Origin of the sequence: Hoeflea sp. AS60, from assembly GCF_038900115.1 — a bacterium.
Lineage (GTDB): Bacteria > Pseudomonadota > Alphaproteobacteria > Rhizobiales > Rhizobiaceae > Hoeflea.
In genome coordinates this window covers 842,784-855,894 of sequence record NZ_JBBMQP010000001.1, presented here as the reverse complement: position 1 = coordinate 855,894, position 13,111 = coordinate 842,784, and the positions used below count along the sequence as shown (strand labels likewise).

The 13,111-nt window shown below is 59.4% G+C and carries 9 protein-coding genes; 3 read left to right on the top strand and 6 right to left on the bottom strand.

The window, feature by feature from the left end; all coding sequences use genetic code 11:
* Positions 1-175 precede the first annotated feature (175 nt).
* The gene (gene gyrB, locus WNZ14_RS04055) at positions 176-2,611 is read left to right on the top strand and encodes a DNA topoisomerase (ATP-hydrolyzing) subunit B (RefSeq protein ID WP_342867316.1); all 2,436 of its coding nucleotides are present in this window, start codon (positions 176-178) and stop codon (positions 2,609-2,611) included.
* 82 nt (positions 2,612-2,693) lie between these two features.
* Here the strand turns inward: gyrB and WNZ14_RS04050 are convergent, their stop codons facing one another.
* The 3 genes from WNZ14_RS04050 to WNZ14_RS04040 form a co-directional block, all read right to left on the bottom strand.
* The gene (locus WNZ14_RS04050) at positions 2,694-3,962 is read right to left on the bottom strand and encodes an ABC transporter permease subunit (RefSeq protein ID WP_342867315.1); all 1,269 of its coding nucleotides are present in this window, start codon (positions 3,960-3,962) and stop codon (positions 2,694-2,696) included.
* Positions 3,959-4,765 carry an ABC transporter ATP-binding protein gene (locus WNZ14_RS04045; protein ID WP_342867314.1) on the bottom strand — a complete coding sequence of 269 codons (807 nt, stop codon included), beginning with the start codon at positions 4,763-4,765 and terminating at the stop codon, positions 3,959-3,961. Before WNZ14_RS04045 ends, WNZ14_RS04050 begins: the two co-directional genes overlap by 4 nt.
* A gap of 85 nt (positions 4,766-4,850) precedes the next feature.
* The gene (locus WNZ14_RS04040) at positions 4,851-5,843 is read right to left on the bottom strand and encodes an ABC transporter substrate-binding protein (protein ID WP_342867313.1); all 993 of its coding nucleotides are present in this window, start codon (positions 5,841-5,843) and stop codon (positions 4,851-4,853) included.
* A gap of 343 nt (positions 5,844-6,186) precedes the next feature.
* Here WNZ14_RS04040 and WNZ14_RS04035 point away from each other — a divergent pair, with 343 nt between their 5' ends.
* The gene (locus WNZ14_RS04035) at positions 6,187-7,569 is read left to right on the top strand and encodes an aminotransferase class III-fold pyridoxal phosphate-dependent enzyme (RefSeq protein WP_342867312.1); all 1,383 of its coding nucleotides are present in this window, start codon (positions 6,187-6,189) and stop codon (positions 7,567-7,569) included.
* A 115-nt stretch (positions 7,570-7,684) separates the two neighbouring features.
* Positions 7,685-9,151 carry a PLP-dependent aminotransferase family protein gene (locus tag WNZ14_RS04030; RefSeq protein ID WP_342867311.1) on the top strand — a complete coding sequence of 489 codons (1,467 nt, stop codon included), beginning with the start codon at positions 7,685-7,687 and terminating at the stop codon, positions 9,149-9,151.
* 108 nt (positions 9,152-9,259) lie between these two features.
* On the opposite strand, the gene xsc is transcribed toward WNZ14_RS04030, so the two are convergent.
* The 3 genes from xsc to WNZ14_RS04015 form a co-directional block, all read right to left on the bottom strand.
* Positions 9,260-11,044 (bottom strand): sulfoacetaldehyde acetyltransferase, encoded by a 1,785-nt coding sequence (gene xsc, locus WNZ14_RS04025; protein WP_342867310.1) that lies wholly within the window; start codon positions 11,042-11,044, stop codon positions 9,260-9,262.
* 117 nt (positions 11,045-11,161) lie between these two features.
* Positions 11,162-12,499 carry a TRAP transporter large permease subunit gene (locus WNZ14_RS04020; RefSeq protein ID WP_342867309.1) on the bottom strand — a complete coding sequence of 446 codons (1,338 nt, stop codon included), beginning with the start codon at positions 12,497-12,499 and terminating at the stop codon, positions 11,162-11,164.
* The gene (locus WNZ14_RS04015; protein WP_342867308.1) at positions 12,496-13,110 is read right to left on the bottom strand and encodes a TRAP transporter small permease subunit; all 615 of its coding nucleotides are present in this window, start codon (positions 13,108-13,110) and stop codon (positions 12,496-12,498) included. Before WNZ14_RS04015 ends, WNZ14_RS04020 begins: the two co-directional genes overlap by 4 nt.
* Between the last annotated feature and the right edge of the window lies 1 nt (position 13,111).

The window sequence follows — 13,111 nt, the reverse complement described above, 5'->3', positions numbered from 1 at the left end:
GTCAGGCACGATCATCCCCATATATGCATTCCGAAACCCACAATTCCATGGCATCTCAGATTTGGTTTTCAACAGCCGCCCGCCTATACTGAAAGTTCGTATACGCGGTGATTCGTTGCCGCTTTCACCACTTTTTCCGCCCGGCATCGCCGCTCTGGACTGAAAGACCTGCATAATGAACGATACGCCTGAGACAAACCCGACCGTGGAGGCCGAGTACGGCGCCGAATCGATCAAGGTTCTCAAGGGCCTGGACGCCGTCCGCAAACGGCCAGGCATGTATATCGGCGACACCGATGACGGCTCCGGCCTGCATCACATGGTCTACGAAGTTGTCGACAACGCCATTGACGAAGCGCTTGCCGGTCATGCCGACCGGGTCACCGTGTCGCTCAATCCTGACGGATCGGTGACCGTGACAGACAACGGCCGCGGTATTCCAACTGATATTCACAGCGGCGAAGGCATCTCGGCGGCTGAAGTGATCATGACGCAGCTGCATGCCGGCGGCAAATTCGACCAGAACTCCTACAAGGTGTCCGGCGGTCTGCACGGCGTGGGTGTGTCTGTGGTCAACGCGCTTTCGGTCTGGCTGAAACTGGTTGTCCGGCGCAAGGGCAAGATCCACGAGATCCGGTTCACGCACGGCGTCGCCGATGCGCCGCTCAAGGTTCTTGGCGATTGCGGCGACGAGACCGGCACCGAAGTGACCTTCATGCCGAGCACCGAAACCTTCACGATGATCGATTTCGACTTCGGAACGCTCGAGCATCGCCTGCGCGAACTGGCGTTTCTGAACTCCGGCGTCCGCATCCTGCTGGCCGACCGGCGCCATTCCGACGTCAAAGAGCTGGAATTGTATTATGATGGCGGGCTGGAAGCGTTTGTGCGCTACCTCGACCGCTCCAAGAAGCCCCTCGTGGTCGATCCGGTGACACTGCTGGGCGAAAAGGACGGAATCACCGTCGAACTCGCCATGTGGTGGAACGACAGCTACCACGAGAATGTGCTGTGCTTCACCAACAACATTCCGCAGCGCGACGGCGGCACCCATATGGCCGGCTTCCGCGCCGCGCTGACACGGCAGATGGTGTCCTATGCGGACACCTCGGGCATGACAAAGAAGGAAAAGGTGACGCTCACCGGCGATGACTGCCGCGAAGGCCTGACTGCGGTCCTGTCGGTGAAAGTGCCTGACCCGAAGTTCTCGTCGCAGACCAAGGACAAACTGGTGTCCTCGGAAGTTCGCCCGGTGGTCGAAAACCTGGTCAACTCCACGCTCAGCGCCTGGCTTGAAGAACACCCCGCTGAATCCAAGGTTCTGGTGGGCAAGGTTATCGAAGCCGCAGCAGCCCGCGAAGCCGCCCGTAAGGCGCGCGAACTGACCCGGCGCAAGGGCGCTCTTGATATCTCCTCGCTGCCCGGCAAGCTCGCCGATTGCTCGGAAAAAGACCCGGCCAAGTCAGAACTGTTCCTGGTGGAGGGTGATTCCGCTGGCGGATCGGCGAAACAGGGCCGTTCGCGTGAAAACCAGGCGATCCTGCCGCTTCGAGGCAAGATCCTCAATGTCGAGCGGGCACGGTTTGACAAGATGCTTTCGAGCCAAGAAATCGGCACGCTGATCACAGCGCTCGGAACCGGCATCGGCAAGGACGAGTTCAACGCCGACAAGCTGCGCTATCACAAGATCATCATCATGACGGATGCTGATGTCGACGGTGCCCACATTCGTACCCTGCTCTTGACCTTCTTCTTCCGGCAGATGCCGGAACTGATCGAGCGCGGGCATCTCTATATTGCCCAGCCGCCGCTCTACAAGGTGTCGCGCGGCAAGTCCGGCCAGTACCTCAAGGACGAGAAGGCCATGGAGGACTATCTTGTGGCGAGCGGGCTTGATGAAGCAGCCCTGGAGCTCTCAACTGGTGAAGTCCGCATCGGCGCCGATCTCAGAGACACCATTACCGATGCACTGAGAATGCGTGCACTGCTGGAAGGTCTGCATTCGCGCTATGACCACTCGGTCATCGAGCAGGCGGCTATTGCCGGTGCGCTTGATCCCGAGCGCATCAATGATGACGCCACCTCGGAAGCCATGGCTGCGGAAGTGGCGCGCAGGCTCGACATGATTTCTGAGGAATCCGAGCGCGGATGGACCGGTGCCATCACCGAGAACGGCGGATTGCGGTTTGAACGCGTCGTGCGCGGTGTGAAGGAATCGGTGCATATCGATGCCGGTCTGATCGGCAGCCAGGATGCGCGGATGATCGACCAGATGAACGCCAAGCTGCGTGATGTCTACACGGAACCGCCGATCTTGCGGCGCAAGGAAGGCGGAACACAGATCTCAGGTCCCCGTGCTCTGCTTCAGGCAGTTTTCGCGGTTGGCCGCAAGGGTCTGACGCTGCAGCGCTACAAAGGTCTGGGCGAAATGAACGCCGAGCAATTGTGGGAAACAACGCTTGATCCGCATGCCCGCTCGCTGCTGCAGGTCAGGGTCAATGATGCGGTCGACGCCGACAGCCTGTTCTCGCGCCTGATGGGCGACGAGGTGGAGCCACGGCGCGAATTCATCCAGGAAAATGCGCTTTCGGTCGCCAACCTCGACGCCTGACCGGACATCTTCTCAAAGATAGAAAACGCCGCCGCTCCGATCTGGAGCGGCGGCGTTTCTGTTTTGAACCATCAGTTTCAGATCAGCCGCGTCCCTTCCAGGGAACCAGCCATTTCTCGGCCATGCGCATCAGGATATCGATGCCGTAGCCGATGATGCCGATCAGAATGATGCCCAGAATCACGATATCGGTCAGCTGGAACTTGGATGCGTTGACGATCATCATGCCGGCGCCGCGATCGGCGGCAACAAGTTCGGCTGCAACCACCGTGCCCCAGCAGACTCCCATGGCGACGCGCGCGCCGGTGAAGATCTCCGGCAGGGAGTTGGGCACTATCACGTGCCTGAGGATCTGCCATTTGGAGGCGCCGAGCGAATAGGCCGCATGCACCTTGGAGATGCGGACGCCGGAGACCCCGGCGCGGGCCGCGATGGTCATGATCCACAAGGCCGCCAGGAACAGCAAGATGACCTTGCCCTCCTCGCCGATGCCGAACCAGATGATGATCAGCGGGATCAGCGCCAGAGGTGGTACCGGACGCATGAACTCGACAATCGGATCAAACCAGCCGCGGAACCAGTTGGACAGGCCCATCGCGTAGCCCAGCGGAATGCCGATGATGCTGCCGAGCACGAAGCCTGCGATCACGCGACCGAGCGAAGAGCCCAGATGTCCCCAAAGCGAGACATTCTTGTAGCCTTCGCTGGCGATTTCACCCAGGCGGCTGAGAACGGCTTCCGGCGCAGGCAGCCAGATCGGCTCCATCTGCCAGCCCTTGTCAGGCTTGATCGAAAGGCTGCCCTTTGACGTCATGGTGATTTCGCCATCAGAAAAACGCAGTGTCTCACCAGGCGCAATCGGCTGGCCGTCAATGGCGATCAGGCTATAAGCCGGATCGTTTCCGCCAATATCATTCTCGTTAAGCCGGCTGAGAGCGGATCTCCATGCACCGATCTTGACTGCATCATCAACCGCGAATTTGTGCGGCTTTTCTGATGTTTCGGGGAGCGGCACCTCTTCGCCCAGACGGTACACCCGCAAATGCGCCACCGCCTCATCGGTTTCACCGGCGGCGTTGCGGGCGGTGTAAGTAAAGCTGGTGTCACCTACGAAGGGACCCGGCACATGCAGCGGCGTGATCACCGAGCCGGTGAAAGCACCCCAGATCGCGAACAGGGCGACGATGGAGATGACGGAAGCAAACCGGTTTGGTGACACGGCGCTTTCGTCGCCGAATGTGACAGTCTTCAGACTGGCGAAGTCGTGGACATGGTGGCGCGAGCGCTCCCAGAACCGGTAGGCAAAATAGGCGAGCGCGAAAATGACCAGGTAAAGAAGAAAGACAATCATGCCGTTTCCTCCTGTCGGCCCATGATCTCTTCTTCCATGTCCCAGATCATGCTGAGGATCTCTTCCCGGCGCTGTGCGAACTCAGGCTCCTTCTTGACCAGACGGAGATCGCGGCCGACGCCCATTTCGGCAAACGGCAGACGGTACTCCTTGTGGATCCGGCCGGGTCGCGGCGCCATTACCAGCAGCCGCTCGCCAAGGAGCAGGGCTTCCTCAACCGAGTGGGTGATGAGGATGATGGTCTTGCCGGTTTCCTTCCAGAGCTTGAGCACCAGCCCCTGCATCTTCTCGCGTGTCAGCGCGTCAAGCGCACCGAGCGGCTCATCCATCAGGATGACATCGGGATCATTTGCCAGGCAGCGGGCAAGCGCCACCCGCTGCTGCATGCCGCCGGACAGTTCGTAAATCATTTTCTCGCCGAAATCCTGCAGGCCCACGGTCCTGAGCAGATTGTCGACGATCGGTTTGGTTTGTGATGCCGGTTTGCCGGCCATATCCGGTCCGAAGGAAATATTGCGGCGCACGTCCATCCATTCAAACAGCGCGCCTTGCTGAAACACCATGCCGCGCTCGGGACCGGGGCCGGTGACTGTCTTGTCATTAAGCGTGACCTTGCCGTCGGTGGGCGCGAGAAAGCCGGCAACGATATTGAGAAGGGTGGTCTTGCCGCAGCCCGATGGGCCCAGAACCGCCAGAAGCTCGCCCTTTGCCAGTTCCAGCGACACGTTCTTGAGCGCCTGCACCGACCCCCCATTTGGCAGATCAAACCGCATGGAGAGGTTGTCAATAACCAGGTTACCCATGGTTACTCCAATCATAGAGAACAGTTGTGCCGGGAGCGAACGGCCGGGCGGGTTTTCATCCGGCCGTTCGCTGAGCCAATCTGGATTACATCTTGGCCGCAGCTGCGAGCGGGCCGGTGTTAACGGCGCCGTCATAGGTCTCGCGTGAGGCCGGGATGTTGCCCTGCGCCTTGAAGAAGTCACCCACACCCTTGAGGAACTCAGGCGTGGCCTTGCCGAGCCACTTGTCCGAAAGCTGTGCCTCGACTGTAGGGAACTGGAAGCCCTTGAGAGTATCGGCAGCATCGGCTTCGCTCATGCCGGCATCCTTGGCAATAACCGGAAGCATTTCCGCGGAATCGGTCAGCCATTTGGCGTTCATGTCGGCGGTCACCTTGAGGAACTTGGCGAGAACATCAGCATGCTCGGCTGCAAAGGAGGCCGAAACCGATGTGACGTCATAGACCGAAATGCCGATTTCATCCTTTTCCGCGCCGGTCAGCAACACGTTGCCGTGCTCCTTCATGCGACGGAGTGAACCGCCCCAACCGCAGACCATGTCGAGGCTGCCCTGGGCAAATGCTGCAGCACCGTCCGGCGGAGCCATGTCGACCACTTCCATGGTCGAGACGTCGACGCCGAAATGTTCCATCTGCTTGAGAAAGCCATAATGGGCGGCGGTGCCGATCGGCACGCCGACCTTCTTGCCTTCAAGTTCCTTGGCGCTGTCCTTGGTGATTTCCAGCTCGGTTTTGACCACGCAGTTGTCGTTGTCGTTGTAGACCACTGCGATGTCGGCTACCTGCAGGTCCTGTCCGGCAGATGTGGCGACGACGAAAGGCGGAACGCCTTGGCTTACCGAAATCTGGATATCGCCGGATGCCATTGCCGCCGACATGGCGGTGCCGGCATCGAATGATTTCCAATTGACCTTCATGCCCAAGGCTTCGTCGTAGAGGCCTTTGACTTTGGCGAACTCGAATGGCATCGGCCATTCAAGGAAGTAGGCAACCGTGATTTCTTCGGCCTCGGCGACCGATGCGGTGGCAACCATGGCGACGCCAGCCAGCAATGCGGAAATTCTTGTTACAGTTTTCATATGATGCTCCCTGTCCGGGCCAGCGCAATGCCAGCCGTTCGATTGCAATTCGTCGCCGGAATTTCCTGGATCGACGCTACTGTTCCCGTGTTTTGGCGTTCTTTTTGAGTGTATCTTGCGCCAAGAAACGCAAGTCGATCAAGTCGACAGTCAAACCCATAGCGCCAATTTGTGCGACGACATTGTACCAGTTTGTATTGTTCGTCGTAATTCATTGGTTTTCTTGAGTTTTTTCTGGCCATATGGCTGGAGGGCCTCTGGCCCTATTCTCTGGCCAAGGACTTCGGCGATGGTTTTAATGCCGAAGGACCGGCCATCACCAAATTCCCGGGAGGGACCGCTCATGAACCTGCCCATTCAGACCAACGATATCCAGGCGGTTATCGAGGCCGATCGCGCTCACGTCTGGCATCACCTGATCCAGCACAAACCGTTTGAAACCATCGATCCGCGGATCATGGTTGAAGGGCGCGGCATGCGGGTTTGGGACGCGACCGGCAAAGAGCATCTCGACGGGGTTTCAGGCGGCGTCTGGACGGTCAATGTCGGCTATGGCCGCGAGAGCATTGCCAATGCGGTCCGCGACCAGCTGGTCAAGATGAACTATTTTGCCAACAGCGCAGGCTCGATCCCGGGCGCGCTGTTTGCCAAGCGGCTGATCGAGAAGATGCCCGGCATGAGCCGGGTCTACTATTCGAACTCCGGATCTGAAGCCAATGAGAAGGCGTTCAAGATGATCCGGCAGATTTCGCACCGGCATCATGGCGGCAGGAAGTACAAGATCCTGTACCGGGACCGAGACTACCACGGCACGACGCTGGCCACGCTGTCTGCCGGCGGACAGCCGCAACGGGCTGAGCAATATGGTCCGATGGCTCCAGGCTTCGTGATAGTTCCGCACTGCCTCGAATACCGCAGCCAGTATCCGGATGCCGAAAGCTACGGGATCGCTGCGGCGAATGCGATCGAGGAGGTGATCCTGCGCGAGGGTCCCGATACAGTCGGCGGGCTTTGCCTTGAGCCGATCACCGCAGGCGGCGGCGTGATTACTCCGCCGGCAGGTTATTGGGAGCGGGTTCAGGAAATCTGCGCCAAATACAACATTCTGCTGCATATCGACGAAGTGGTCTGCGGCGTTGGCCGGACAGGGGCCTGGTTCGGCTATCAGCATTATGGCGTCAAGCCTGACTTCGTGACCATGGCCAAGGGCGTTGCCTCAGGCTACGCGGCGATTTCCTGCACGGTGACGACGGAAGCCGTGTTCGAGCAGTTCAAGGACGATGCTTCCGATCCGATGTCCTATTTCCGCGACATCTCGACCTTCGGTGGCTGTGCGGCAGGTCCTGCGGCAGCGCTTGAGAACATGCGGATCGTTGAGGATGAAAACCTCATCGAGAACACGCAAGTGATGGGTGAGCGGATGACGAACAACCTTCTGGCGCTGCAGGAAAAACATGCCGTGATCGGCGATGTGCGCGGCAAGGGGCTTTTCCTCGGCGCAGAACTGGTCAGCGACCGGACCTCACGCGAGCCGATGGATGAAAAACGGGTCCAGGCGGTGGTGGCCGATTGCATGGCGCAAGGCGTGATCATCGGCGCAACCAATCGTTCGCTGCCGGGGTTCAACAATACGCTTTGTTTCAGCCCGGCATTGATCGCAACAGCCGATGATATTGACCACATCACCGACAGCGTCGATCAGGCGCTGACGCGGGTGTTCGCATAGCGCGGTCAACCGGGCAAACCGGTCATACATATGAAGGGGCGGTACAAACACTCTCCCGCCCCTTCCGCTAGGCTAAGTCTGTCGATATGCTGGCAAAAACCGGCTGGGCGATCGTATGTCGATTCCGATAGACACGTTTTTTCTCGATCCGAAATTCGAGGGAACTCTGCAACAAAAGATCCAGAGGATGATCAGCGAGGGCGTGTTGTCCGGACGCTTCATCCCGGGCGCAAAACTTCCCTCCAGTCGCAAACTGGCGACCCATCTCGGGATCAGCCGGATCACCGTGACACTTGCCTACAGCGAACTGGTGTCAGACGACTATCTCATCGCCAAGGGGCGCTCCGGCTACTACGTCTCGCCGACTGCGCCACAGCGTACGCGGTTCGACGCGCCGCGCGGCGTTGTTACCGATTCGGTCGACTGGAACAGGGCCATCGGGCAACGCTTTTCCGGTCAGGTGATGCCGGAGAAGCCTGTCGACTGGAGAAGCTATCCCTATCCGTTCATTTACGGGCAGGCTGACGACAAGATCTTCGATCACAGCAACTGGCGCCAATGCGCGCTGCAGGCGCTGGGCAAGCGGGAATTCTCGACCGTCACCGCCGACAGCTATGAGCGCGATGACCCGGAACTGGTCAAGTACATCGCGCTCAACACGTTGCCGCGGCGGGGCATCCACGCCAAGCCAGAGCAGATCCTGATCACCATGGGCGCCCAGAACGCGCTGTGGCTCTGCGCCCAGGTGCTGCTCAACCAGCGCCGAACTGCCGCGATGGAAAACCCCGGTTATCCGGGCCTTCGCGTGGCGCTCAATCTGGCGCGCTGCACCGTGGCCTCTATCCCGGTGGATGACAACGGCATGCAGCTTGATGCATTGCCAACTGATACCGACGTGGTGTTCACCACCCCCAGCCATCATTGCCCGACCAATGTGACGATGCCGCTCGAGAGACGACACAAGCTGCTGGAGATGGCTTCGAAACATGATTTTCTGATTGTCGAAGACGATTACGAGTTCGAGATCTCGTTTCACAACCCGCCTGAACCAGCGCTCAAGTCGCTGGATGAGGAAGGCCGCGTGATTTATATCGGCTCGTTCTCCAAATCCCTGTTCCCGGGCCTGCGGCTTGGCTATGTCGTCGGCTCCGAAGTCTTCATCCGGGAAGCAAGAGCGCTGCGCGCGGCAATCCTGCGCCATCCGCCCGGGCATCTGCAGCGAACAGCGGCGAACTTTCTCTCGCTTGGGCATTATGATGCGCTGGTGGGCCGCATGGGGCAGGTCTTCCGCAAGCGGCGCGATATCATGCAGGAAGCCATAGCACGGTGCGGCCTGCATTCCGTAGGGCTGAATGTCTCGGGCGGATCGAGCTTCTGGATGATGACCCCCGAAGGCATCGATGCGCGCGACCTTGCCCGGGAACTCAAAGGGCGCGGGGTTCTCATCGAGCCAGGCCATGTGTTTTTCGAAAGGCCGGAGGATGGCCTTCGGAATTACCGGATCGCCTATTCATCGATCGAAAGCGCCAAGATTTCAGCCGGAATCGACATCATTGCCGAAACGCTGCGGAACTACGGCTAAGCGCTAGCGCGGGTCTTGGTATCTGCGGTCTATCCCGACATACAGACAGACATGAAAAAGCCCCGCAAAATGCGAGGCTTCGTTTTCAATCTGTTCAGGTAAGTTCGGTCAGGCAGCGCCCTGCTGCGGGCGCATGTCTTCGCGGCTGATCCCGGCAACAACAACGGGCTTTTTCATCGCATCGCGACGGAATGGCTCGCCCAGTTCCTGGTTGAGCAGCACCTCGATGAAGGTGGTCTCGCCGTTCTTCATCTGCCGCTCGACGGCATCGGCAAGAGCTTCGGTGAGACCCTGCTGGTCCTTGACCACCACACCCCTTGCGCCACAGGCTTCTGCGATCTTGGCATAGGAGGTATCGCGGTCGAGCTCGGTGCCGACGAAGTTGTCGTCGTACCAGAGCGTTGTGTTGCGCTTTTCAGCACCCCACTGGTAGTTGCGGAAGATCACCATGGTGATCGCCGGCCAGTGCTCACGGCCGCAGGCGGTCATTTCGTTCATCGAAATACCGAAGGCGCCATCACCGGCAAAACCAACCACCGGAACGTCCGGCTGGCCGATTTTGGCGCCAAGAATCGACGGGAACCCGTATCCGCAGGGGCCAAACAGGCCGGGTGCGAGATATTTGCGGCCCTGCTCGAACGTCGGGTAGGCGTTGCCGATGGCGCAGTTGTTGCCGATGTCGGACGAGATAATCGCATCCTTGGGCAGGGCTGACTGGATGGCGCGCCAAGCCTGGCGCGGCGACATCAGATCGGCATCGCGCTTGCGCGATTCCTCGTTCCAGACCGTGCCCGGATCGTCGTCTTCATGATCAAGCGAGGAGAGTTCCTGCGCCCAGCGGGATTTGGTCAGCGAGACCAGATTGCGGCGGTCCTCGCGGCCAGCGTCGCCGGCGGTGTCTGCGAGCTGCGCCAGGATGGCGCGGGCCACCTTGGTTGCGTCACCCTCGATGCCGACCGTGACCTTCTTGGTCAGGCCGATGCGGTCTGCGTTGATGTCGACCTGAATGACATCGGCGTCCTTCGGCCAGTAATCGATGCCGTAGCCGGGCAGAGTCGAGAACGGGTTGAGGCGGGTGCCGAGAGCCAACACGACGTCGGCCTTGGCAATCAGTTCCATCGCCGCCTTTGAGCCGTTGTAACCGAGCGGGCCAACGGCCAGGGGATGCGATCCGGGGAAGCTGTCATTGTGCTGGTAATTGGAGCAGACCGGCGCATCGAGGCGCTCGGCAAGCTTGGCCAGGTCCGGAATGGCGCCGGACAGGACCACGCCTGCACCCGACAGAATGACGGGGAAGCTAGCCTTCGAGAGCAGGTCGGCAGCCTTGGCGATGGCTTCCTCGCCGCCGGTTGGGCGCTCAAAGCGAACCATTTGTGGCAGTTCGACGTCGATAACCTGGGTCCACATGTCGCGCGGAATGTTCATCTGCGCCGGGGCCGAGCCGCGCCAGGCCTTCATGATCACGCGATTGAGCACTTCGGGAATGCGTGACGCGTCACGCACTTCCTCCTGGTAGCAGACGCAATCAGCGAAAAGCCGCATCTGCTCCATTTCCTGAAAACCACCCTGACCGATGGTTTTGTTGGCCGCCTGCGGCGTGATCAGCAGCATCGGAGTGTGGTTCCAGTAGGCTGTCTTGACCGGCGTGACGAAGCCGGTGACGCCAGGTCCGTTCTGAGCGATGGCCATCGCCATCTTGCCGGTTGTGCGGATATAGCCGTCGCACATCAGGCCGGCGTTGGTTTCATGGGCGCAGTCCCAGAAGGTGATCCCGGCTTTCGGAAAAAGATCCGACACCGGCATCATGGCCGAACCGATGATGCCGAAAGCATGCTCGATTCCATGCATCTGAAGCACTTTGACGAAGGCTTCTTCGGTGGTCATTTTAGGCATGGCAAAATTCTCCTTGTTAAGGGTTAGAAACCACAACTGGCCCGAACGGCTCTAGTGCCAGTTTGACGGCTTCACAACGCCAGATCAGTTTGGTCGCATCTGTCCGGTGGCGGCAGGTCAATTGCCATAAAGATAGACCGGCAACCACAGAGCCAACCAGGGGAAGAGGAACACCAGAGCAAGACCGAATATCTGCACGGTCATGAACTGCATCATCCCGTAATAGATGTCTTTGAGATCCCAGTCCGGAGCCACTCCCTTGAGGAAGTAGGCCGACAACGCCACCGGCGGACTGAGCCAGGCCGTTTGCAGACAGACTGCGACAAGAATGGCGAACCAGGTCATGTTGACGTTCATTTCGACCAGAACCGGCTGCATGATCGGCAGGATGATCAGAACGATCGGCACCCATTCGAGAGGCCACCCCAGAACAAACACCATCGCCAGGATCATCAGGATAATCAGGTTTGGCGACAGGTCGAGCGCCAGCAGCCAGTCGGTGATCAGTGCCGGCGTTCCAAGCCTGGAGAAGACAGCGCCGAAGAAGTTCGAGGCGGCCACCAGGAACAGGATCAGAACCGAGATCTCGAGTGTCTTGAGCAGCGCGTCGTAGGTGCGCTTCCAGGTGAACTTGCGATATCCGATGGTCAGCAACACCGAGCCGAGCGCGCCCATGCCAGCTCCCTCCGTGGGTGTGGCCCATCCAAACAGGATGGAGCCCATGGCAAAGGCAATCAGAATGGTCGGCGGAACCAGCCCGAGAATGAACTCGCGCCAGACGTCGCTGCGGTCTGCGGGAATCTGATCCTCGCGCAACCGGGGCCCGAGATTGGGATTGAGCCAGCAGCGGCCCAACGCATAGACCAGATACAGAACCGCCATCATCACGCCGGGCAGGATCGCAGCGGCAAAGAGATCGGTGACCGGAACTTCGAGCACCGGACCCATGACCACAAGCATGATCGACGGGGGAATGAGAATGCCGAGCGTCCCGCCGGCAGTGATGGTTCCGGCGGCCAGCCGCACGTCATAGCCGGATTCGCTCATGGTCTTGGCTGCCATGATGCCGAGGATCGTCACCGATGCCCCGACAATACCAGTGGCAGCACCGAAAATGACCGAGACAAACAACACCGCGACAAACAGCGAGCCGGTCATCCGGGCAAGCATCAATTGCACCGCCTTGAACAAACGCTCCATCAGGCCTGCCTGCTCCATCATGAAGCCCATGAAGACAAACAGCGGCACGGCAGCCAGCGTCTGCTCCATCATCGAGCCATAGAATTGCAGGGTCATGAGGAAAATTGTGAGCTTCAGGCCAAACCCCCAGGCACCAAAGACGATGCCCAGAAAGATCAGCGTGAAGGAAATTGGAAACCCGATGAAAATGGCGAACAGCATCGCCCCGATCATGAAGAACCCGATAATCTCGGGCGCAATCTCGAAAAAGCTCATGACGGCCACCTTCCACGGGTCGCCGCGTACCAGGATTTGAGGATTTCGGAGATACCCTGGATCAGAAGCAGCGCCACGCCGACCGCAAGCGAGACCTTGACCGGCCAGACCACCGGCGCCCAGGTGCTGTCACCGGCGCGTTCCCCCTGAATGACCGATTTCAGGGCGAAATCGTAGCCTGCCTTGAGCAGGAAGATCATCGCCGGCATGAACAGGACAATATAGAGAATGAGGTCAATACGGCCCTGGGTTTTGACCGCGAAATTCCGATAGAGAAAATCAGCCCGGATATGCAGGCCGTGCATCAGTGCATAGGCCGCGCCGAGCATGAACGAGATGCCGTAGAGCATGCGTGAGATATCGAAGGCCCATAGCGTTGGCGCGACGAAGAATTTTCGCGCGATCACCTCATAAACCATGGCGAATATGATCGGCACCACCAGAAGCGCCACAGTACGCCCGACCCACTCGGACATCGTGTCGATGCCGTGGATGAGGCTGCGCGCCGCCAGGTGCATGTCATCGGGCATCCGCGTGCCCGGCCCGCCACGGCGTTCGGCGAGAAGCTCATCGCCGATCGGAATCATATCGTCTTTTTCAGTCCCGGCCATG